Genomic DNA, 22,183 nt, shown 5'->3' on the forward strand with positions numbered 1-22,183 from the left:
GTGACGACGTGGAACTAGCTCTGTCGCCGGATACCCTGGCGCGTTGGCAGTTCGGGCTGACCACCGTCTACCACTACCTGTTCGTCCCCCTCACGATCTCCCTGGCGGCGATCACCGCGGGCTTCGAGACCGCCTGGGTGCGGAAGGGCGCGGAGAAGTACTTCCACGCCTCGAAGTTCTGGGGGAAGCTCCTGCTGATCAACCTGGCTATCGGGGTCGCCACCGGCCTCGTCCAGGAGTTCCAGTTCGGGATGAACTGGTCGGACTACTCGAAGTTCGTCGGTGACGTCTTCGGGGCGCCGCTCGCGATGGAGGCGCTGATCGCCTTCTTCTTCGAATCGACCTTCATCGGGCTGTGGATCTTCGGCTGGGACAAGCTGCCCAAGAAGATCCACTGTGCCTGTATCTGGATGGTGGCGATCGGGACGACCCTCTCGGCGTACTTCATCCTGGCGGCCAACTCCTGGATGCAGCACCCGGTCGGGTACTCCATCGACCGGGCCACCGGTGTCGCGCACCTCAACGACATCTGGGGCGTGCTCACCCAGAAGACCGCACTGGTGGTCTTCACCCACACCATGACCTCGGCGTTCCTCACCGGCGGCGCCTTCGTCGTCGGCATCGCCAGCTACCACCTGTGGAAGATCAGGCGGGCCAGGGCCGCGGGTACCAGCACCGACACCAAGCGCACCCGCGTGATGCGCACCTCGCTGCGGATGGGCCTGGTGATGACGGTGACCGCCGGCATCCTCACCGCGCTCTCCGGTGACCAGCTGGGCAAGGTGATGTTCGAGCAGCAGCCCATGAAGATGGCCGCGGCCGAGGCGCTCTGGGAGACCCAGGCACCGGCGCCGTTCTCCGTCTTCGCGGTGGGCAATGTGGCGGCGGGCCACAACTCCGTCGAGCTGTCGATCCCGGGGATACTGTCCTTCCTCGCCCACGACGACTTCCACACCGCGGTACCCGGCATCCACCAGACCGCGAAGGCCGAGGCTGCCAAGTACGGCGGCAGCCCCGACGACTACGTACCCAACATCTTCGTCACCTTCTGGGGATTCCGGCTCATGATCGGGATCGGGCTCACGGCGTCGGTGGCCGCGGCTGCCGGACTCTGGCTGACCCGGAAGAAGAAGTGGCTGCTGCCGGAGCACCGGACCGGCGACGACGAGGCGCCCAAGCTGATGCTCACGGCGGGCCGGGAGCTGAACCCCTTCTTCACGAAGTGGGGCTGGCGCGTGGGGATGGCCTCCCTGGTCTTCCCGCTGATCGCCAACTCCATCGGCTGGGTCTTCACCGAGATGGGCCGGCAGCCCTGGGCCGTCTTCGGTCTCTTCAAGACCGCCGACTCCGTCTCCCCCGGTGTCTCCCAGACGGAGATGCTGATCTCGCTGATCGTCCTGGTCACGCTCTACGCGATTCTCGGCTGGATCAACGTCCGGCTGATGAAGAAGTACGCGGTGATGGGTCCGGACACCGACGAACAGCCGCCCGCCAAGGACCCGCGGCTGCGCGGCCCCTTCTCAGGGCCCGGTGGGCCGGGAGGCCGAGACGATGACGATGACGCCGACAAACCCCTGACCTTCGCGTACTGAGAGGAGAGACGTCATGGGCCTCAACGACTTCTGGTTTCTGCTGATCGCCGTGCTGTGGACCGGGTACTTCTTCCTCGAAGGCTTCGACTTCGGGGTCGGTATCCTCACCCGGCTGCTGGCCAGGGACCGGCGCGAGCGCCGGGTGCTGATCAACATCATCGGTCCTGTCTGGGACGGGAACGAGGTGTGGCTGATCACCGCGGCAGGCGCGATGTTCGCGGCCTTCCCGGTCTGGTACGCCACCTTCTTCAGCGGCTTCTATCTGCTGCTGGTACTGATCCTGGTGCTGCTGATCGTGCGGGTGCTGTCCTTCGAGTACCGCCACAAGCGGGCCGAGGAGAGCTGGCAGCGCAACTGGGAGTGGGTGCTCTTCACCACCTCTCTGCTGCTGCCGTTCCTCTGGGGGCTGATCTTCGCCAACATGGTCCACGGGGTGCCGGTCAACAGCCACCAGGACTACGCCGGTTCGTTCGGGGACCTGCTGAACGGTTACGGGGTCCTCGGCGGGCTCGCCTTCACCGCGCTGTGCACCCTGCACGGGGCTGTCTTCACGGCGCTCAAGACGGTGGGCGACATCCGCGTGCGGGCCAGGGCCTTCGCGGCCAAGGCCGCTGTCGTCACGGCGGCTCTCGCCGCGGCCTTCCTGATCTGGCTGCAGGCGGACCGCGGCGACGGGTCCACGCTGACGGCGCTCTGTGTGGCGCTGGCCGCGCTCGTCGCGGCGTTCGTGATGAACGCCCGGACCCGGGAGGGCTGGGCCTTCGCCTTCACGGGGGTGGCCATCGCGGCCACGGTGGCCGCACTGTTCCTCTCGCTGGCGCCGGATGTGATGCCGTCCTCGCTCAACGCCGCCTGGAGTCTGACGATCGACAACTCGGCGTCCGGCCATTACACGCTCAAGGTCATGACCTGGGTGGCGGGCATCATGACGCCGCTGGTCCTGCTCTACCAGGGCTGGACGTACTGGGTGTTCCGCAAGCGGCTGGGCACTCAGCACATCGCCGACGCTCACTAGCCCATGCCCACCAGGAGAGGGTGTTTCACGTGAAACCGATCGACCCGCGTCTGCTCCGGTACGCCGGTGCCACTCGTCTCTTCCTGGGCGCCGTGGTGGTCCTCGGACTGGCCGGCGCGGGTCTGGTCGTGGCCCAGGCCATGCTGATCGCCGATGTGGTGGTGGGGGCGTTCCAGCACGGCCTGGACGGATCAGGGCTGCGAACCTCGCTGCTGCTGCTTGTGGCGGTGGCACTGGGCCGGGGGCTGGTGGCCTGGCTGACCGAGCTGGCCGCGCACCGGGCCAGCGCCGCGGTCAAGTCCGAGCTGCGGCGGCGGCTGCTTGAGAGGTCCGCTGAGCTGGGGCCGCAGTGGCTGACCGGTCAGCGGACCGGGTCGCTGGTCGCTCTCGCCACCCGGGGCGTCGACGCTCTGGACGACTACTTCTCGCGCTATCTCCCGCAGTTGGGGCTCGCGGTGGTGGTGCCGGTGGCGGTGCTGGTTCGGGTCGTCACCGAGGACTGGGTGTCGGCGGCCATCATCGTCGGGACACTGCCGCTGATCCCGGTCTTCATGATGCTCATCGGCTGGGCCACCCAGGCCCGCATGGACCGTCAGTGGAGGCTGCTCTCCAGGCTGTCGGGGCACTTCCTCGACGTGGTGGCCGGACTGCCGACGCTGAAGGTGTTCGGTCGGGCCAAGGCGCAGGCCGAGTCGATCAGGACCATCACGGACGAGTACCGGAAGGCGACGCTGCGGACGCTGCGGATCGCCTTCCTCTCGTCGTTCGCGCTGGAGCTGCTGGCGACCCTGTCGGTGGCGCTGGTCGCCGTCGGTATCGGGCTCCGGCTCGTCAAGGGAGAACTGGACCTGTACACGGGCCTGGTGATCCTGGTGCTGGTGCCCGAGGCCTATCTGCCGCTGCGGCAGGTCGGGGCGCAGTACCACGCGGCGGCCGAGGGGCTTTCGGCCGCCGAGGAGATCTTCGCGGTGCTGGAGACTCCGCTGCCGACGGGAGGGACCAGCGAGGTCCCCGGCTCGCTCCGGCTGGAGCTGGACCGGGTGACGGTGCGCCATCCCGGCCGTACGGAACCGTCGCTGGAGTCGGCTTCACTGGTCGTCGGGGCCGGAGAGACGGTCGCGATCACCGGACCGAGCGGGGTCGGGAAGTCGACGCTGCTCAATGTCCTGCTGGGCTTCGTGGCGCCCGACGAGGGACGGGTTCTCGTCGGGCCGGTGGGACCGGCCCCGACGGCGTCCGGAGGGGCGGCCGGAGCGGGCCGGGACACCGCTGTCGATCTGGCCTCGCTCTCCCCCGAGCGGTGGCGCGAGCAGATCGCCTGGGTGCCGCAGCAGCCGTATCTGTTCGCGGGCACGATCGCGGAGAACGTACGGCTCGCGCGCCCCGACGCCGATGCGTCCGCGGTGCACGGAGCTCTGCGCGATGCCGGGGCGTACGACTTCGTCGCCGCACTGCCGGACGGGGCGGACACGGTCCTCGGTGAGGGCGGTGCGGGGCTCTCGGCCGGACAGCGGCAACGACTCGCGCTGGCCAGGGCGTTCCTCGCCGACCGGCCGCTGCTGCTGCTCGACGAGCCGACGGCGGCGCTGGACGGCGAGACGGAGGCCGGCATCGTCGACGCGGTACGGCGTCTCGCGCTGGGCCGCACCGTGGTGCTCGTGGTGCACCGGCCGGCCCTGCTCGCTGTGGCCGACCGTGTGGTCGCGCTGGCGCCCGGCACATCGCAGGCTGCCCCGGCGGCCGGTGGTGACGCTCCCGTGCCGCAGGCCGCTGCCGTGCCCGTACCGCGGACGGAGCAGGTGACGGACCGGGAGACGGTGGCGACCGACGCCGTCTCGGCTGCCCGGCCCGGACGGCGGAACCCGCTGGCGCGGGTGCGGGAGGCCGCTGGTGCGCTGCGGGGGCGGCTGCTGCTGGCCCTGCTGCTGGGAAGCCTCGCGCTGGGCTCGGCCATCGGGCTCATGGCGACATCGGGCTGGCTCATCTCACGGGCTTCGCAGGAGCCGCCCGTGCTCTATCTGATGGTCGCTGTCACGGCGACCCGGGCCTTCGGGACCGGGCGGGCCGTCTTCCGCTATGCCGAGCGGCTGGTGTCGCACGACGCGGTGCTGCGGATGCTCGCCGATCTGCGCGTGGCCGTCTACCGCAGGCTGGAGCGGATCGCGCCCGCCGGGCTGAGCAGGGTCAGGCGCGGCGACCTGCTGTCGCGGCTGGTCGCCGATGTGGACGCGCTGCAGGACTACTGGCTGCGCTGGCTGCTTCCGGCCGCGGTCGCCGTGGTGGTGGGAGCGGCCACCGTCGGGTTCACGGCCTGGCTGCTGCCCGCAGCCGGCGCGGTGCTCGCGGCTGGACTGCTGATCGCCGGGGTCGGGGTGCCCGCGCTGAGCGGTCTCTGCGCCCGGCGGGCCGAGCGCCAACTGGCCCCCGCACGCGGGGCACTGGCCACCCGGGTTGTTGATCTCCTCATGGGGACCGCCGAGCTGACGGTCGCCGGTGCGCTGCGCGGGCGGCTGCACAGCACCAGGGACGCGGACCGGACGCTGACCCGGATCGCCTCACGGGGTGCCACCGCCACCGCGCTCGGTGGTGGGCTGACCGCTCTCGTCTGCGGGCTGACCGTCGCCGCCGCCGCTTTCGTCGGTGTACCGGCCGTCCACGACGGCAGGCTCGCCGGCGTGGAGCTCGCGGTGGTGGTGCTGACTCCGCTGGCGGCTTTCGAGGCGGTCACCGGACTGCCGCTCGCCGTGCAGTACCGGCAGCGGGTCAGGAGGAGCGCCGAGCGGGTGTACGAGGTGCTGGACGCGCCCGTCCCCGTACAGGAGCCGGTACGCCCGGTAGCGGAGCCCCGGTCGCCGTTCCCGCTGGAGGTGCGGGGGCTGACCGCGCGTTACGCGGGGCAGCGGGGGCAGGCGCTCGACGGGGTGGACCTCAGGCTCGAAGCGGGGCGCCGGGTTGCCGTCGTCGGTCCCTCCGGGTCCGGCAAGACGACGCTCGCCCAGGTGCTGCTGCGCTTTCTGGACCCGGAGTCGGGGACTTACACGCTCGGCGGAGCGGCTGCCGACGCGCTGGACGGTGACACGGTGCGCGGACTCGTCGGGCTGTGTGCCCAGGACGCGCACATCTTCGACAGTTCCCTGCGGGAGAACCTCAGGCTGGCCCGTTCCGGTGCCTCGGACGGCGAACTGCGCGGGGCGCTCGCCGGGGCCCGGCTGCTGGACTGGGTGGACGGGCTGCCCGACGGTCTCGACACTCCGGTGGGGGAGCACGGTGCGAGGCTCTCCGGCGGGCAGCGCCAGCGGCTGGCACTGGCCCGCGCACTCCTCGCCGACTTTCCCGTCCTCGTCCTGGACGAGCCGGCGGAACACCTCGACCTGGCGACCGCCGACGCGCTCACCGCGGATCTGCTGACCGCCACCGAGGGGCGTACGACCCTGCTCATCACCCACCGGCTCCGCGGGCTCGACGCCGTCGACGAGGTGCTTGTGCTGGACGGTGGGCGGGTCGTGCAGCGTGGACCTTACGCGGAGCTGGCAGTGCTGGAGGGGCCGTTGCGGCGGATGCTGGAGCGTGAGCGGGCGGGCGATCTGCTCGGCAGCCAATGGAATCCGACTTTCCAGGCCATATAGGACTTACTAGGCTCTGGGGTATGTCAGCTCCGGACCCCACCGATCCCGCGGAGCACCCTGCCGCGGAAGACGCTTCCGGGGAGGACTCTCCCGCGGAGGACTTCGGTCGGCACGGGCTCTCCGCCGAGTTCACCGCGCGCGTACCGCAGCTGCTGGAGGCCATGCGCTCCATCGGTACGGGCCTCGAACTGCACGCGACGCTGAACAGGATCTGCGAGACCGCCGCAGGGCTGGCCGGTGCGCGCTATGCCGCGATCGGTGTCGTGGACGAGGAGCGTGGCGGCCTCAGCGAATTCGTCACCCATGGCGTGCCGGAGGAGGTGGCCGCACGGATCGGCCATATCCCGGACGGGCACACCGGGATCCTGGGCGCGCTGATCGAGGATGCCCGCGTCGTGCGGCTCGCGGATCTGACGACCGACCCGGGATTCGCCGGATTCCCTCCGCACCATCCGCGGATGCGGACGTTCCTGGGGGCCCCCGTGCAGGTGCAGGGAGAGACCTTCGGCAATCTCTACGTCGCGGAGAAGACCGACGGCAGCCGGTTCACCGACGGTGATCTGCACATGGTGCAGGTCCTGGCCACCGAGGCCGGTATCGCGATCAACAACGCCCGGCTGTACGAGGCGGCCCGGCAGCGCGAGCGGTGGATCGACGGTTCGGTGGCTGTCACCACGGCACTGCTGGCCGGCGGCGACGCGGATGAGGCGCTCACGGTGGTCGCCGAACAGGCGCGCCACCTGGCGGACGCTGCCGCCGGAGTGGTCATGCTGCCTGCCGCGGAGGGCGGACTTGAGGTCGTCGCCGTCTCCGGCGACCACCCCAGTCAGGTCCTCGGGCTGATCATTCCGCCGGAGAGCGGGGTCGTGGCGACACTGCTCTCGGGCGCTCCGGTGTTCGTGGACGACTCGGCGTCCGATCCGCGGATGATCACTGAGATGGGCAGGCGGTTCGGGCCGAGCATGTTGCTGCCGCTGCACAGCGGCGGCCGTCTGCTGGGCGCACTGGCCACGCCGCGCGAACGCGGCGCCCGGCCCTTCACGGCGGCCGAACGTTCCCTGGCCTCACGGTTCGCCTCACAGGCCGCGCTGGCGCTGATGATGGCGGACGCCCAGCGCGACAGAGAGCGCCTCGCGGTTTTCGAGGACCGCGACCGGATCGCCCGTGACCTCCATGACCTGGTCATCCAGCGGCTGTTCGCCACCGGGATGATGTTGGAGGGCGCCCACCGTCAGTCGGCGGCGCCAGGGGTGCGCGACGGTGTGGGCAAGGCCGTCGGCGAGCTGGATGTGACGATCCAGGAGATCCGTAGCGCCATCTTCGCGTTGCAGCAGGGGCCCGCCGAAGCTCCGTCGGGGCTGTGCAGACGGGTGCTGCGCGAGATCAACATGGCGGCCGTACCGCTGGGGTTCAAACCCACGCACCGCTTCGTGGGCCCGGTCGACTCAGGGGTCGGTGAGCTGACGGGGAAGAACCTGATCGCGGCGCTGCGGGAGGCGCTCTCCAACGCGTTCCGGCATGCCGCCGCCTCCCGGATCCAGGTGGACGTCGACGCCACGGCGCAGCTGGACGACGGTCGCCCTGCGGTACGCCTCACGGTCTCCGACGACGGGGTCGGCATCCCCGAGGGCGGCCGTCGCAGCGGGCTGCGCAATCTCAGCCGGCGCGCGGAGGCGCTGGGCGGATCCAGTTCCTACGGGCCGGGGCTCGGCGATGAGGGCGGTGGCACGGCAGTGGTGTGGGAGGCACCGCTGTAGGTGTGCGGGCGGCCTCCCGGTCAGTGGGCCTTCAGGATCTGCTCGATGACGACCGCGACGCCGTCGTCGTTGTTCGCGACCGTGCGCCCCGAAGCGGCGGCCACCGCTTCCGGATGCGCGTTGCCCATCGCGTACGAGGTGCCCGCCCACCGCAGCATCTCGACGTCGTTCGGCATGTCCCCGAAGGCGACGACCTCTGCGGGCGAGATGCCGCGCTCAGCACAGCACAGCGCCAGCGTGCCGGCCTTGGAGACGCCGGGGCCGCTGATCTCCAGCAGTGCGGTCGGGCTGGAACGGGTGATCGAGGCGCGGACGCCGACAGCTTCACGGGCCAGGACGAGGAAGTCGTCGGGTGTCAGCTCCGGGTGGTAGGCCAGCACCTTCAGTACGGGCTGGTCCGCGAGGTCGGAGTCCGTGGCGAGCAGTTTCTCGGCGGGCGCGACGCATGACGCGGCGTCGAACATCAGGGGCGGGTAGCCCGGCTCGTGGTGGATGCCGCCGGTCCGCTCGACGGCGAAGGACGTGCCCGGGGCGGCGGCCCGCAGGATGGCGACCACGTCGAGGGCGTCGGTGCGCTCCAGCGGGAGGACCCTGACGAAAATGTGCCCGCCCTCGTCGCCGTGGAGGTCGACCACGGCGGCGCCGTTGCCACAGATGGCCAGGCCGTGGCCGTGCACATGGTCGCTGACGACGTCCATCCAGCGGGCCGGGCGGCCGGTGACGAAGAAGACGTCGATGCCGGCCTCCTCGGCGGCTGCGAGCGCCGCGATGGTGCGGGCCGAGACGGTTTTGTCGTCGCGGAGCAGCGTGCCGTCCAGGTCGGTGGCGATCAGCCGGGGCGGGAGGGGGGCGGCGGGGCCGTTAGCTGAGGTCACCCGGTCATTCTCCCGTACGGAGTGCGTGGAGCGCACGGGAGTGCGAGGAGGCGCGCAGATGAGTACGCACGCCGCCGGGCGGTGACCGGATCAGGGCGGGATCCGGGGCAGGGAGGGTTCCGGGGCACGGTGGTGGCGGGACCCCGTCGGCGACCGACCCGGCCAGGCGGCGACAGCTGCGGTCCGGGAGCGGGCACCCGTACGACGTAGGGTCGTGGCCATGCGTCTGAGTACCGTGATTCTTCCCGTCCGCCGGTGGAGCGAGGGTGGCCGTGCGCAGTGGGTGCGCGCCGAGGAGCTGGGCTTCCACACCGCGTACACCTACGACCACCTCTCCTGGCGGGTGCCGTTCCGCGACGGGCCCTGGTTCGGGGCTGTCCCGACGCTGACCGCGGCGGCCGCGGCCACCACGCGCGTCCGGCTCGGCACGCTGGTCACCTCGCCGAACTTCCGGCACCCCGTCACGCTCGCGAAGGATCTGCTCTCGCTGGACGACATCTCGGACGGCCGGGTCACCCTGGGCATCGGTGCCGGAGGCACCGGCTTCGACGCCACCGCGCTCGGCCAGGAGCCGTGGACGCCGCGCGAACGGGCCGACCGGTTCGGCGAGTTCGTCCCGCTCATGGACCGGCTGCTGACCGAGGACTCGGTCTCCCACCGGGGCACCCACTACTCCGCCGACGAGGCCCGCAACATCCCGGGCTGTGTGCAGCGGCCGAGGCTCCCCTTCGCCGTCGCGGCGACCGGACCGCGGGGGATGAAGATCGCCGCGCGGTACGGGCAGAGCTGGGTGACGACGGGTGATCCGAAGATCTTCGAGACGGGTACGCCGGAAGAATCGGTCGAAGCCGTACGCGGCCAGATCGGCAGGCTCGGCACGGCGTGCGAAGAGATCGGCAGGGATGCGGCCGAGGTGGAGAAGATCCTGCTCACCGGCTTCACGCCCGAGGAGAGCCGCCCGATGGAGTCCCTGGACGCCTTCGTCGACTTCGCGGGGAAGTACTTCGCGCTCGGCATCGACGAGATCGTGATCCACGCGCCGATCCCCGGCACCATCTTCGCCGCCGACGAGAAGGTCTTCGAGCAGATCGCGACCGACGCACTGGCGCAGCTCGGACCGAACAGCTAGGGCCTCCCGTTTGCATCAGGCCGGGGCGAGAGCCGGGGGCGGGGCGAGAGCCGGGGGCGCGTGCGCCGGTGTGCATCCGAATTATCTTTTGCGCCCCCTGAGTTAGGCATGATCCACAGGCAAGGGGACTTATCCACAGGCTATTTGGCGATTCTGTGGACAAGGGGATGGGGATTTACGTTCTTTGGTCGTTTTGCCGGACTTCCTGCTGTGGAAGAGTCAGCGCGTCCAACGCCCTTGCCTGAAGCTCCCGTTCAGTGGCGCCGGTGATGAACGCGGCGGCGTTCTCCCGGCCCACCAGCCTCTCCACCGCAGCGAGCGTGGCCGCCGGAACCGGTACGGACGAGGGGCCTCCGGGTTGAGTCGGTGGGCTCTCGGGGCCGAGGTGCTGCTGGAGATGGCGGGTGGCGAACAGCCTCATGGCCCGGGCCAGTTCGGCGTCGACACTCTGCTGGGCCAGCGGGCGCAGCCGCCGTACCAGTGAGGCGGCCTCCGCCACATGCGCGTCGGTGGGCCGGGCGGGGGTCAGATAGCGCGCGAAGACGTGCTCCGTCGTGAACTCCAGGAAGCGTGAGGCGATGTGCTCGACCTGGCCGCGCAACTCCCGCAGATGGACCGAGATGGCCTTGAGCGGGACGCCGGCCGCGTGCAGCTCCACAGCCACAGCCAGTTCCTGCGGGCTCGGCACCAGGAACTCGTCGTCGCTGCCGGACACCCGTTCCAGCACGCCCAGCGCCACCGCGTCGGCGACCGCCTCGTCGTCGGGCACCCCGCCGAACCGCGCGTCCAGCTCGGCACGGGAGATCCGGTCCGCTTCCTCATCGGTCCACGGGCCGCTGACCTCGGCGACCAGCCCCAGCACCCCGCCGAGACCGCGCCCGGCGTCCCATGCCTCAAGCAGTTCCTTGATGGAGGCGAGGGTGTAGCCGCGGTCGAGCAGCTCGGCGATCTGGCGGAGCCTGGCCAGATGGCTGTCCCCGTACACATTGGACCGGCCGCGCCGCTGCGGTTTGGGCAGCAGGCCGCGGTCCTGGTACGCGCGGATCGTACGGACAGTGGCGCCGCTGCGGTGCGCCAGATCCTCGATCCGGTACTCGGGCCCGGCCTCCGAGGCCCGCACCTCCGACGCTCGCACTTCTGGCGTCGGCACTTCTGCTTCGAGCGTCGGCACCTCTGACGTCGGCACCTCTGGCGTCGGCACCTCTGGCGTCGGCACTTCTGCTTCGTGCGCCGGCACCTCCGAGGCCCGCACTTCTGGCGCCGGTACCTCCGACGTTCCCGTCTCCGACGCCGGCACCTCCGACGCTCTCACCCCGGCCACGCTGCCTCCCTCTGCTTTCTTCCCCTCTGCCTTCTCCCCTGGCAGGGCTACGGCAGGGCCGCGCGGCCTATCGCGCCTGCCGCCGCGCGGGCGGCCGGCGAGGCTGCGAGGTACTCGACCGCCCTGCGCAGCGAGCCCTCCTGGGAGGGATGGTACGACCGCCTGAAGTAGCGGGGTATCGCCGAGCCCAGCTCGCCCCAGGTGGGCAGCAGCCCTTTGGCGACCGCCCGGTTGTGCTCGCGCATCGAGTACCGCGTCCTGCCCGCGCGCCCGGGGCCCCGGCGCAGGAGAGCGGGGTCGTGGCGCATGAGATACGAGGCACCCCACACCCACAGGTACAGCAGTACCGGAGTGACGACGGCCATGCCCTCGATCCGCCGGGCATAGCGCGGCACCCCTTCGCCGCCGCAGTGCTGGTACATGTCGAAGGCCACGGCCCGGTGTTCCACCTCCTCCGCGCCATGCCAGCGCAGCAGATCGAGCATGACGGCGTCGGACCCTGCCCTGTCGAGTGCGTCGGCGCCCAGCACCCAGTCCCCGAGGACCGCGGTGAACTGCTCGATCGCGGCGACCAGCGACAGCCGGAAGCGGAGCCACTCCCGCGCCGGGACCGGTATGCCGAGCGGTGGCTGCTCGCCGAGCAGTTTCTCGAAGAGGAAGTCGACGTGCCGGGTGTACGCCGCGGTGTCGAGCCGCTGGGCGGCAAGGTGGTCCAGGACATGGGAGTGCTGCACGCTGTGCGTGGCCTCCTGGCCCATGAACCCCTTGACGTCCTTGAGCAGTCCGGGGTCGTCGACGAGCGGCAGAGCCTCCTTGAAGACCTTCACGAACCACCGCTCGCCCGCCGGGAGCAGCAGATGCAGCACATTGATCACATGGGTGGCGGTGGGCTCGTTTGGTATCCAGTGCAGCGGCGTGTTCTCCCAGTCGAAGGAGACCCGGCGCGGCGCGATGACATGGGGTCCCGGCTCCGGGTGCGGCCCCATGTCCGCTTCCGGGGCCTGTCCGTTGCTCACAGCGGCGGCTCCATCCGGGCGACGGCGCGCAGGGCCCTCGGCGCGAACCGGGACATGAAGCGGGCGCCGCGTGCCTCCGGTGTCACCGGCACCACCGCCCGGTTGTTCACCACGGCGGAGAGGATCGCTTCGGCCACTTTCTCCGGCGGGTAGTTGCGCAGCCCGTACAGCCGGGACGACTTCTTCTGCCGGCGCTTCTCCTCCTCCGCCGATACGCCCGCGAACCGCGCGGTGGAGGTGATGTTGGTGTTCACGAGGCCCGGGCATATCGCGGTGACCCCGATGTCCTGTCCGGCCAGCTCGGCACGGAGGCACTCGCTCAGCATGAGTACGGCGGCCTTGGACGTGGAGTACGCGGGGAGTGCCTTCGACGGCTGGTACGCCGCTGCCGAAGCGGTGTTGACGATGTGCCCGCCCTGGCCGCGGTCCGCCATTTGCTTTCCGAAGAGCCGGCAGCCGTGGATGACACCCCACAGATTGACGTCGAGGACCTGCTTCCAGTCCTCGCTCGTGGTGTCCAGGAAGGAGCCGGAGAGACCGATGCCCGCGTTGTTGACCAGGATGTCGACCGTCCCGTACTCGGCGGCGACCTTCTCGGCGAGCTTCTCCATCGCCTGCTCGTCGCTGACGTCCACCGCCTCACCCCAGGCATCGGGGGAGCCGATCAGCCGTGACATCTCCGCGGTGCGCGCGGCCCCTTCCGCGTCCCGGTCGACGGCCACGACACGCGCTCCCGATTCGGCGAACGCGAAGGCGGTGGCCCGGCCGATCCCGCTCGCCGCGCCCGTCACCAGGACGAGCTTGCCGCTGAAACGGTCGGCGTACGCGCCGGTCGCCGCCGTCTGCGGGGCAGGCCCCGGACTCTCGTTGGCGGTGACGAAGTCCCCGATCCAGGCGGCGACCTGGTCCGGCCTGGTGCGTGGCACCCAGTGCTTGGCAGGCAGGGTACGACGGGTCAACTGCGGTGCCCAGTGCTCCAGTTCGTCGTAGAGGTGCTCGGAGAGGAAGGCGTCGCCGGTGGGCGTGATCAGCTGGACGGGGGCGTGGGCGTACGCGTCGGTGCGCGGCCTGCGCAGCCGGGACCGGACGTTGTCACGGTAGAGCCAGGCGCCGTGCGCGGCGTCCGACGGCAGCGAGGCCGTCGGATAGTCGCCGGACGGCACCTTCTCGGCCCGTTCCAGGATCTTCGGCCACCGTTTGCCGAGCGGTCCGCGCCAGGCCAGCTCCGGCAGTACCGGCGTATGCAGCAGGTACACATACCAGGACTTGGCACCCTGGCCGAGGAGTTGGGCCGTCCTGCGGGGGGTCGGCCGGGACATCCGCTTCTTGATCCACTGCCCGAAGTGGTCGAGCGAAGGACCGGAGATCGAGGTGAACGACGCGATCCGGCCCTCGGTGCGCGGCACGGTCACGAATTCCCAGGACTGCACGGATCCCCAGTCGTGGCCGACGAGGTGCACCGGCTCGTCCGGGCTGACCGCGTCCGCCACGGCCAGGAAGTCGTCGGTCAGCTTCTCCAGGGTGAAGCCGCCGCGCAGCGGTACCGGCGCCGATGACCTGCCGTGGCCCCGGACGTCGTACAGCACCACGTGGAAGCGTTCGGCCAGTCGGGCCGCGACCTCGGTCCAGACCTCCTTGCTGTCCGGATAGCCGTGCACCAGCAGTACGGTCGGCCGGTCCGGGTCGCCCAGTTCGGCGACGCACAGCTCGATGCCTCCGGTCCGCACCCAGCGCTCGCGCGCTTCTTCGATGCCCTTGATGATTCCCTTGCTCATGCGGCCCTCTCCTCTGCCCAGCGCCGCACGTGCGGCAGATCGTCGTCCAGCCAGAAGGCGCTCTGCTCGGGGTCGGCCGAGTCGGTGACGACCAGGATTTCCTCGAACTTCGCGCCCGTGCCCCGGAATCCGAGGTGCGGCTCGACCGCCCACAGCCCCGGCCGGGGCGGATGGTCGGAGAACTTGTACGGGCTCCACAACGGCGACCAGCCGTCCCGGTGGCCGTGCAGCGCATCGCTCGCCAAGCCCTTGAGGGACTGGGTGCCGAACCCGAACACATGAGGCGACCAGCGGCGTTCCTTGACCTCGTCGACCTTGTGCGCGATCACGCCGAACGGATAGGCGCGGTGCCGGTTCGCGTACCCCTGAGTGGTCATCAGCCGCTCCACGTCCTCGTAGATCGTGCGCAGCGGGTGTCTTTCGCGGACCTCCCGAAGGATGAGGTCGCGGTGCGCTTCCAGGTCGGCGAGCAGCTTGTCGTGCACGGGGTTGAGGCCGAGGCAGCCGGAGTAGCCGATATCGGCGGTGAAGCCGCGGAAGACAGGGGCCATGTCGAGAATGAACGGCATCCCGGCTTCGAGCCGCCGGTTCGTCGGGAAGAACTGGAGCGGCACCCTGAACCCCGCGAAGGCGGTGCGGTCACCGAACCAGGCGAACGGCAGGTGGAACCAGTCCCGTACACCCCGCCGGTAGAGCCACTCGCGCTGCATCCGCGCCGCTTCGCGCTCGGTCACACCCGGTCTGAGCTGTGCGGCGACAGCCTCCGCGCAGGCGTAGGCGAGGGTCTGCACCTCTCTGAACCCCCGCAGCCGCGCGGGCTCCCCGCTGCCCTGCGCGACCGGCCGTGCGGCCGGGCCACCTGCCCACCGCGCTGCTGCTTTCACCCCTGAGGCCATGCCACCTGACCGTCCCGTCCGTGTGCGGTACGTGCTCGTAACTTGACACTGATGAATGTGACAATGCCTGGCGGCTACGTCAAGGGCCCCGCCTTACCTGTGGACAACCACCTGTGGACAACCACCTGTGGACAACTCCTCTGGCCAACTCCTCCCGAGATGCCGCCCGTACCGCCCCTGCGCCCCTGCGCCCCTGCGCCTTGGCCTCCGCCCCTGCGCCGGAGACCCTTCCCCTCTTCCCTCCTCCCCTCCCTCTCCCGTATCGGGCCCCTACGGGTCCGTACCTCTGGAGGGGGACAGGGATCCAGCCGTCTGGGCTGACGCCCGGGGTGAGCCGCGCCACTACCTTCGGAGTGTGACTGTGATCGCGACCGAAAGCCTGAGCAAGCGGTTCCCGAGGGTGACCGCGCTTGACCGGCTCTCCCTGGACATCGGACCCGGTGTGACCGGACTGGTGGGATCCAACGGAGCCGGCAAGTCCACGTTGATCAAGATCCTGCTGGGTCTGTCCCCCGCCACGGAGGGCCGGGCCGCCGTGCTCGGGCTCGATGTCGCCACCAGTGGCGCCGAAATCCGTGAGCGCGTCGGGTACATGCCCGAGCACGACTGCCTGCCGCCCGACGTCTCGGCCACCGAGTTCGTCGTCCACATGGCGCGCATGTCCGGACTGCCACCCACCGCCGCACGGGAGCGCACCGCCGACACGCTGCGCCACGTCGGCCTCTACGAAGAGCGCTACCGCCCCATCGGCGGCTACTCGACCGGTATGAAACAGCGCGTGAAGCTGGCCCAGGCGCTGGTCCACGACCCGCAGCTGGTGCTGCTCGACGAGCCGACGAACGGCCTGGACCCGGTCGGCCGCGACGACATGCTCGGGCTGATCCGCCGGGTGCACACCGACTTCGGCATCTCGGTCCTGGTCACCTCGCACCTGCTCGGCGAGCTGGAGCGGACCTGCGACCACGTCGTCGTCATCGACGGCGGCTCGCTGCTGCGCTCCAGCTCCACCAGCGACTTCACCCAGACCACCACGACGCTGGCGGTCGAGGTCACCGACTCCGACACCCATCCCGACGGGACGCGGGCGCTCCGCGAGTCGCTGACCGCGGCAGGCGTGACACTGCACGAGGGCACGGAGGAGGGGCTGCCGGGCGCGGGCCACATCCTGCTGGTCGAGGCGGCGGGCGAGGAGACGTACGACCTGGTCCGCGACACGGTCACCGACCTGGGGCTCGGCCTCGTACGGATGGAACAGCGCCGCCACCACATCGCGGAGGTCTTCCACCCCGACCAGCAGAGCCAGTCGCGGGACCAGCAGCAGAACCGTCCGCCGGCCCAGCCCGGCCAGCAGAAGCAGGAGGTGCAGGCGCGATGAGTACCGAGACCAGTCAGATCCACAACATCGGATACCGGAACTACGACGGACAGCGCCTGGGCCGCGCCTACGCCCGCCGTTCGCTCTTCGCGCAGTCGCTGCGCGGCGCCTACGGTCTGGGCCGATCGGCCAAGTCCAAGGTGCTGCCGATGATCCTCTTCGCGGTGATGTGCGTGCCCGCGGCGATCGTCGTCGCGGTGGCCGTGGCGACGAAGGCCAAGGACCTGCCGCTCGACTACACCCGCTACGCCATCCTCACGCAGGCCGTCATCGGGCTGTACCTCGCCGCACAGGCCCCGCAGGCGGTCTCCCGCGATCTGCGCTTCAAGTCGATCCCGCTGTACTTCTCCCGGCCCATCGAGCGCGTCGACTACGTCATCGCCAAGTACGCGGCGATGGCCTCGGCCCTCTTCATCCTGACCGGGGCGCCGCTGGTGATCCTCTACATCGGTTCGCTGCTCGCCAAACTCGACTTCGCCGACCAGACCGAGGGGTTCGGCCAGGGACTGGTCTCCGTCGCGCTGCTCTCGGTGCTGTTCTCCGGCATCGCACTGGTGGTCGCCGCGCTCACCCCGCGCCGCGGCTTCGGCGTCGCCGCGGTCATCGCCGTACTGACCATCACGTACGGAGCGGTCTCCACGGTGCAGGCCATCGCCTTCAACCAGGACGCCGCAGGCGCCGTCAGCTGGCTCGGGCTCTTCTCCCCGATCACGCTGATCGACGGCGTCCAGACCGCGTTCCTCGGCGCCACCTCGGCCTTCCCGGGCGGGACCGGCCCCGGAGCGGGGACCGGCGTGGTCTATGTGCTCGTCGTTCTCGCGCTCATCGCCGGCTCGTACGCCGTCCTGATGCGCCGCTACCGGAAGGTCGGGCTGTGACCACGATCAACATCGACCACACCTCGCGCTGGTTCGGCAACGTGGTGGCGGTCAACGACATCACCATGACGGTCGGCCCCGGGGTGACCGGACTTCTCGGCCCCAACGGCGCCGGCAAGTCCACTCTCATCAACATGATGGGCGGATTCCTCGCCCCGTCGACGGGCACGGTGACCCTCGACGGCGCGCCGATCTGGCGGAACGAGAGCGTCTACCGGCAGATCGGGATCGTGCCGGAGCGGGAGGGGATGTACGACTTCCTCACCGGCCGCGAATTCGTCGTCGCCAACGCCGAACTGCACGGCCTCGACGAACGCGCCGCACAACAGGCGCTCGCCACCGTCGAGATGGAGCCCGCGCAGGACCGCAAGATCGCGACGTACAGCAAGGGCATGCGGCAGCGCGTGAAGATGGCGTCCGCCCTCGTCCACAACCCCAGCGTGCTGCTGCTCGACGAGCCCTTCAACGGCATGGACCCCCGCCAGCGCATGCAGCTGATGGAACTGCTGCGGCGGATGGGCGCGGAGGGCCGCACGGTGCTCTTCTCCTCGCACATCCTGGAGGAGGTCGAGCAACTCGCCTCGCACATCGAGGTGATCGTGGCGGGCCGCCATGCCGCGTCCGGTGACTTCCGCCGGATCCGCCGTCTGATGACGGACCGGCCGCACCGCTATCTCGTACGGTCCAGCGACGACCGGGCCCTCGCCGCCGCGCTGATCGCCGACCCGTCGACCGCCGGTATCGAGGTGGACGTCACGGAGGGCGCGCTGCGCATCCAGGCGGTCGACTTCGGCCGGTTCACGGCGCTGCTGCCGCGCGTCGCCCGTGAACACGGCATCCGGCTCCTCACCGTCTCGCCGTCGGACGAGTCCCTGGAATCGGTCTTCTCGTACCTCGTAGCGGCCTGAAAGGAGCTGTGACGCCCATGTACAACCCCACAGTCGCCCGGCTCACCTACCGGGCCCTGCTCGGCCGCCGCCGGGCCGCGATCCTGTTCGTGCTGCCCGCACTGCTGATCGTGATCGCCGCCGCGGTACGCACCTTCAGCGGCGCCGACGACCAGGTCGCCGCCGATGTGCTCGGCGGGTTCGCCATGGCCACGATGGTGCCGCTGATCGGTGTCATCGCGGGTACGGGTGCGATCGGCCCGGAGATCGACGACGGTTCGATCGTCTATCTGCTGGCCAAACCGGTGAAGCGCCCCACGATCATCTTCACCAAGCTCATCGTGGCGATCGCCGTGACGATGGCGTTCTCCGCGATTCCGACCCTGATCGCGGGCCTGATCCTCAACGGCAACGGCCAGCAGATCGCGATCGCCTACACGGTCGCCGCGCTGGTCGCGTCCATCGCGTACGCCTCGGTCTTCCTGCTCCTGGGCACGGTCACCCGGCACGCGGTGGTCGCAGGTCTTGTCTACGCGCTGGTCTGGGAGGGTCTGTTCGGCAACCTGGTACCGGGTGCGCGCACCCTGAGCATCCAGCAGTGGTCGCTCGCCCTGGCGGAGAAGATCGGCGCGCCGGGTGCGATCAGCTCGGATGTCGGACTGCCCCTGGCCGTGGTGCTGCTGGCGGGGGTCACTGTGCTCGCCACCTGGTACGCGGGACAGAAACTGCGACGGCTGACGCTGGCCGGCGAGGAGTGAGACCGGGGCCGGGGGCGGGAGCGACGGGCACCCCGTCGCTCCCGCCCCCCGGCTCTTTGCCGGGCTTCTCTCGGGCTTCCCTCGGGTTTCTGCCGGGTTTCTTTCGGGCTTGCTGTGCGGGGCTCTTCCTTTCAGCGCCGGCGACGACGTCGGCGCTGCCGGCATTGCTGTGGTGCCTGGTCTGCCGGGTGCGGCAGATGGCGCTTGATCTCAGCTGTGTCCTCGCTGAGATCAGACAGCCGTACGCTCATGGCGCCGACGACGCGGTTCGTGGCGTCGAGCCGTCGGTCCAGCGACTCCAGGCGGTCCGACACGACCTCCAGGCGATCCGACATCCGGGCCAGCACGGGGCCCAGCTCCTGTAGCGCGTGGCCGGCCTCGGTCATCGCGGACTCCAGCTGGGTGACGCGGCGGTCGAGCCCGTCGAAACGGGGGTCCGACGCCGGCGCCCGGTGCTGCTCCTCGGTGTCGAGGAGGTAGCTCCGCACGCGACGGGCGACTTCGCTGTCGCGCAGCAGCATGGCGATGTTGAGGACAGTCCGCCGGGTGTGAACCGTGAGGCCCGACCGGGGCTGTGGATAACTCAGGCCGTGCCAGGGCAAGGGGGACAGGTTGTCCCCCTTGAATTCTTCGAGGTCAGAGCCTTGCAGGACGCGCAGTCCGTTTGAGGCGAGCTCCTCACGGTGCCGTTGGGTCACCTTCTTGATGACCTCTGTGGATACGTCGAAGTACCGCGCCACATCCTGGGTACGGAGATGAATCCCGTCCGGCAGCAGTGCGAGCGCCTTGACCTTGTCCAGGACGTCGACGCGCCCCAGATGGTCCGCGCGCAGCGCGCGCGATTCGAGCAGGGCGATTTCGGTTGGCATGGATGAGCCTGCCGTTCATGGTCATTCGTGCATGACAGTGACGGCCCTCTCCCCGGGCTTCAGGGGTGGAGATCCGCTCATCTACGTCACGTACTCAATGACCGGCCCGGCTTCCGCCTCGGCACCGGCACTCCCCGACTTCACGCGCTCTCGTCGCCTCGAACCCCAGTTGCCTCCACGCGCACTGACCAACGACCTGACAGTCGTACAAGTCACGCGCCCACCCTCACCCGACGGTCTGGACCTTCCTGTCCCGGGCCGCGAACAGGCCCACCACCAGGGCCGCCGCGCACACCCCGAGCACCAGCGCGATCGGCAGGGTCCAACTGCCCGTCGCCTGGTACACGGCGCCGGCCGTGAGCGGGCCGACCGCGGCGAGGAGGTAGCCGATCGTCTGCGCCATCCCGGACAGCCGCGCCGCCGTCTGCGCGTCGCCGGACCGCAGCACGATCAGCGTCAGGGCCAGCCCCACCGCGCCGCCCTGCCCGACACCCAGCACGGCCGACCACAGCCAGGCACCCGACACCGGGGCGATCATCAGGCCCGCGTAGCCGACCGCCACCATCGAGGTGACCAGCACGATCAGCGGGCGCTGACGGCGCATACGGCCGGCCAGCAGCGGTACGCCGAAGGCCCCGGCTACCTGGATCAGGTTGTTGAACGCGAAGATCACGCCCGCTGTCGAGCGGCTCATCCCGTGGTCCGTGAAGATCGTCGGCATCCAGGCGATCAGCACGTACGACCAGAGCGACTGGAGGCCCATGAACAGCGTGACCTGCCAGGCCAGCGCCGACCGCCAGATGCTCCTGGCCGGTCCCGTGTGCGCCGGCGTGACGCGTACCTCGTGGCCGGTACGGCCGCGGGCGATCAGCACCTGCGGCAGCCATGCCACCGCGGCGACCACGGCCAGCAGCGACCAGAAGGCCAGCGACGCCTGCCAGCTGTTTCCGAACGCCTTCTCCAGCGGGACCGAGGCCGCGGCGCAGAGGGTGGCGCCGCCGATCATCGCGCCGGTGTAGACGGAGGTCATCGACGCGGCCCGGTCCGGGAAGTCCCGCTTGATCAGCCCCGGCATCAGGACGTTCAGCAGGGCTATCGCGGTGCCGGCCAGCACTCCGCCGCCGTACAGGGCGAACACGGACGGCAGGACCCGGACCAGAATGCCGACGCCGAGCAGGACCAGCGCGCACAGCAGAACCACCTCGGTACCGAACCGGCGGGCCAGCCACGGGGCGATCATCGCGCCCACTCCGAGGAACAGCACCGGCACGGAGGTGACCAGGCTCGACGCCGTCGACGAGAGGCCGAACGTGCTGCTGATCTCGCCGATGAGAGGTGACACGCTCGCCAGCGCCGCCCGCATGTTGAGCGAGGCCAGCACGATGCCGATGAAGAGCACCGCGGGGTGGGCGATCAGGGCGCGCCGTGCGGCGGCCCCCTCGCGGGACGGCCGGACGTCGGCCTCGGCGTCGGGAAGCAGTTGATCCAGGTCCGGGCGGGGCACGTCAGGCACCTCTCAGCGTTTCTCTTCGTGTGTCGGTGGTGCTGCGGGTGGCAGGGCGGGGCGGGTGGGGCGCCTGGTCAGCGGCCCACCAGTCGGCGGACGACATCCATCGGTACCTGGAGCAGTGCGCGGGCAGCCTGTTCCGCCGCTGCCGGGTCACCGCTCTCGATCGCGTCCACCAGGGCCTCGTGGGCGGTGATGTCGATCGGCGGCATCTGCTGGTCGCCGAGGGCGGCGACCAGGGATTCGTGCATCTGGGTCGAGAAGAAGCGGTAGACCTCGGCGAACGTGGTGTTGTGCGTGGCCTCCACCACCCCCAGGTGGAAGGCGAGGTCGGCGTCGGCCGCCCGGTCGCCGTGCTCGTGGAGGGTGCCGAGGGCTTCGCGCAGCCAGTCGAGGTCCGCCGCGTCCCTGCGGACGGCTGCCAGCCTGGCGGCCTCCGTCTCCAGGGCGACCCGCAGCTCCAGGATGTCCAGCACGCCCGCGTGGCTCATCGTGCGGAGAACGGCGGAGGGGTCGGCGGTGGAGCGTACGAAGGTGCCGTTGCCCTGGCGGGACTCCAGGAGCCCGGCGTGCACCAGGACGCGTACCGCCTCGCGGACGGTGTTACGTCCCACGCCGAGCTGCTCGGCGAGGTCGTGCTCGGTGGGAATGCGGTCGCCCACGGACCACTCCCCGTCGGTCAGCTGGTCCCGCAGTTGTTGGACGACGGTGTCCACGAGGGAGTGCCGTCCTGCCGCACGCAGTGCCATCTCGTCGCCCCTTGTTCGTTGAGCCTTGTTCATCGAGCGTGGTATCCGGGTCACCCGGTTGCCCAGTCATCCTACAACTGACCCAAGGGGTCGGAGGTCGACCGGACCAGCCGCCCATGTGTTCTACCGATCACCCGGCCGGTCGGGCACCCGGCCGG

17 protein-coding genes are annotated in these 22,183 nt (G+C 70.2%); 9 read left to right on the forward strand and 8 right to left on the reverse strand.

The annotated features are described in order from the left end of the window. Positions 1 to 8 precede the first annotated feature (8 nt). The 4 genes from OG385_RS15660 to OG385_RS15675 are packed head-to-tail and all read left to right on the forward strand — an operon-like array spanning position 9 to position 7,990. On the forward strand, positions 9 to 1,592 hold the full coding sequence (locus OG385_RS15660) for a cytochrome ubiquinol oxidase subunit I (RefSeq protein ID WP_266855277.1): 1,584 nt from the start codon (positions 9 to 11) through the stop codon (positions 1,590 to 1,592). Positions 1,593 to 1,605: 13 nt separating this feature from the next. Further along, the gene (cydB, locus tag OG385_RS15665; protein WP_266855278.1) at positions 1,606 to 2,607 is read left to right on the forward strand and encodes a cytochrome d ubiquinol oxidase subunit II; all 1,002 of its coding nucleotides are present in this window, start codon (positions 1,606 to 1,608) and stop codon (positions 2,605 to 2,607) included. A 29-nt stretch (positions 2,608 to 2,636) separates the two neighbouring features. Next, positions 2,637 to 6,233, forward strand: coding sequence for a thiol reductant ABC exporter subunit CydD (gene cydD / locus OG385_RS15670; protein ID WP_266855279.1), 3,597 nt, complete (start codon positions 2,637 to 2,639; stop codon positions 6,231 to 6,233). Between the two features lie 20 nt (positions 6,234 to 6,253). Then, entirely contained in the window at positions 6,254 to 7,990 is a 1,737-nt protein-coding gene (locus OG385_RS15675) for a GAF domain-containing protein (protein WP_266855280.1), read from the forward strand. 20 nt (positions 7,991 to 8,010) lie between these two features. Here the strand turns inward: OG385_RS15675 and OG385_RS15680 are convergent, their stop codons facing one another. Next, the gene (locus OG385_RS15680; protein WP_266855281.1) at positions 8,011 to 8,865 is read right to left on the reverse strand and encodes an HAD-IIB family hydrolase; all 855 of its coding nucleotides are present in this window, start codon (positions 8,863 to 8,865) and stop codon (positions 8,011 to 8,013) included. A 214-nt stretch (positions 8,866 to 9,079) separates the two neighbouring features. On the opposite strand from OG385_RS15680, the gene OG385_RS15685 reads away from it, so the two are divergent. Continuing rightward, positions 9,080 to 9,994: an LLM class flavin-dependent oxidoreductase gene (locus OG385_RS15685; protein WP_266855282.1), complete on the forward strand. Its 915-nt coding sequence runs from the start codon at positions 9,080 to 9,082 to the stop codon at positions 9,992 to 9,994. 175 nt (positions 9,995 to 10,169) lie between these two features. Here the strand turns inward: OG385_RS15685 and OG385_RS15690 are convergent, their stop codons facing one another. The 4 genes from OG385_RS15690 to OG385_RS15705 all read right to left on the reverse strand — a co-directional run bounded on the left by OG385_RS15690 (position 10,170) and on the right by OG385_RS15705 (position 15,002). Further along, positions 10,170 to 11,114, reverse strand: coding sequence for a MerR family transcriptional regulator (locus OG385_RS15690; protein WP_266860897.1), 945 nt, complete (start codon positions 11,112 to 11,114; stop codon positions 10,170 to 10,172). Positions 11,115 to 11,362: 248 nt separating this feature from the next. Beyond that, a complete protein-coding gene (locus OG385_RS15695) occupies positions 11,363 to 12,301 on the reverse strand; it encodes a metal-dependent hydrolase (RefSeq protein ID WP_266860899.1) in 939 nt (312 codons plus the stop codon). A gap of 26 nt (positions 12,302 to 12,327) precedes the next feature. Continuing rightward, positions 12,328 to 14,106: an SDR family oxidoreductase gene (locus tag OG385_RS15700; RefSeq protein WP_266855283.1), complete on the reverse strand. Its 1,779-nt coding sequence runs from the start codon at positions 14,104 to 14,106 to the stop codon at positions 12,328 to 12,330. Then, the gene (locus tag OG385_RS15705; protein WP_266855284.1) at positions 14,103 to 15,002 is read right to left on the reverse strand and encodes a M24 family metallopeptidase; all 900 of its coding nucleotides are present in this window, start codon (positions 15,000 to 15,002) and stop codon (positions 14,103 to 14,105) included. Before OG385_RS15705 ends, OG385_RS15700 begins: the two co-directional genes overlap by 4 nt. A 361-nt stretch (positions 15,003 to 15,363) precedes the next feature. Between OG385_RS15705 and OG385_RS15710 the strand changes: the two genes are divergently transcribed. Genes OG385_RS15710 through OG385_RS15725 form a run of 4 tightly spaced genes read left to right on the forward strand, consistent with a single transcriptional unit; the run spans position 15,364 to position 18,900 of the window. After that, on the forward strand, positions 15,364 to 16,377 hold the full coding sequence (locus OG385_RS15710) for an ABC transporter ATP-binding protein (RefSeq protein ID WP_266860901.1): 1,014 nt from the start codon (positions 15,364 to 15,366) through the stop codon (positions 16,375 to 16,377). Then, positions 16,374 to 17,255: an ABC transporter permease gene (locus OG385_RS15715; RefSeq protein WP_266855285.1), complete on the forward strand. Its 882-nt coding sequence runs from the start codon at positions 16,374 to 16,376 to the stop codon at positions 17,253 to 17,255. Before OG385_RS15710 ends, OG385_RS15715 begins: the two co-directional genes overlap by 4 nt. Next, a complete protein-coding gene (locus OG385_RS15720) occupies positions 17,252 to 18,163 on the forward strand; it encodes an ABC transporter ATP-binding protein (RefSeq protein WP_266855286.1) in 912 nt (303 codons plus the stop codon). Before OG385_RS15715 ends, OG385_RS15720 begins: the two co-directional genes overlap by 4 nt. A gap of 17 nt (positions 18,164 to 18,180) precedes the next feature. Continuing rightward, a complete protein-coding gene (locus tag OG385_RS15725; protein WP_266855287.1) occupies positions 18,181 to 18,900 on the forward strand; it encodes an ABC transporter permease in 720 nt (239 codons plus the stop codon). A 131-nt stretch (positions 18,901 to 19,031) separates the two neighbouring features. On the opposite strand, the gene OG385_RS15730 is transcribed toward OG385_RS15725, so the two are convergent. The 3 genes from OG385_RS15730 to OG385_RS15740 form a co-directional block, all read right to left on the reverse strand. After that, on the reverse strand, positions 19,032 to 19,769 hold the full coding sequence (locus OG385_RS15730; protein ID WP_266855288.1) for a hypothetical protein: 738 nt from the start codon (positions 19,767 to 19,769) through the stop codon (positions 19,032 to 19,034). Between the two features lie 226 nt (positions 19,770 to 19,995). Beyond that, positions 19,996 to 21,273, reverse strand: coding sequence for an MFS transporter (locus OG385_RS15735; protein ID WP_266855289.1), 1,278 nt, complete (start codon positions 21,271 to 21,273; stop codon positions 19,996 to 19,998). A 77-nt stretch (positions 21,274 to 21,350) separates the two neighbouring features. After that, positions 21,351 to 22,025, reverse strand: coding sequence for a FadR/GntR family transcriptional regulator (locus OG385_RS15740; RefSeq protein WP_266855290.1), 675 nt, complete (start codon positions 22,023 to 22,025; stop codon positions 21,351 to 21,353). Positions 22,026 to 22,183: the final 158 nt, after the last annotated feature.

This window comes from Streptomyces sp. NBC_01306 (assembly GCF_026340465.1).
Classification (GTDB): domain Bacteria; phylum Actinomycetota; class Actinomycetes; order Streptomycetales; family Streptomycetaceae; genus Streptomyces.

Bases quoted from the DNA above. Each gene is read 5' to 3' on its own strand.
- cydB (WP_266855278.1), top strand. From the start codon at position 1,606: ATGGGCCTCAACGACTTCTGGTTTCTGCTGATCGCCGTGCTGTGGACC.
- OG385_RS15675 (WP_266855280.1), top strand. From the start codon at position 6,254: ATGTCAGCTCCGGACCCCACCGATCCCGCGGAGCACCCTGCCGCGGAA.
- OG385_RS15695 (WP_266860899.1), bottom strand. From the start codon at position 12,301: ATGGGGCCGCACCCGGAGCCGGGACCCCATGTCATCGCGCCGCGCCGG.
- OG385_RS15700 (WP_266855283.1), bottom strand. From the start codon at position 14,106: ATGAGCAAGGGAATCATCAAGGGCATCGAAGAAGCGCGCGAGCGCTGG.
- OG385_RS15705 (WP_266855284.1), bottom strand. From the start codon at position 15,002: ATGGCCTCAGGGGTGAAAGCAGCAGCGCGGTGGGCAGGTGGCCCGGCC.
- OG385_RS15715 (WP_266855285.1), top strand. From the start codon at position 16,374: ATGAGTACCGAGACCAGTCAGATCCACAACATCGGATACCGGAACTAC.
- OG385_RS15725 (WP_266855287.1), top strand. From the start codon at position 18,181: ATGTACAACCCCACAGTCGCCCGGCTCACCTACCGGGCCCTGCTCGGC.
- OG385_RS15730 (WP_266855288.1), bottom strand. From the start codon at position 19,769: ATGCCAACCGAAATCGCCCTGCTCGAATCGCGCGCGCTGCGCGCGGAC.
- OG385_RS15740 (WP_266855290.1), bottom strand. From the start codon at position 22,025: ATGGCACTGCGTGCGGCAGGACGGCACTCCCTCGTGGACACCGTCGTC.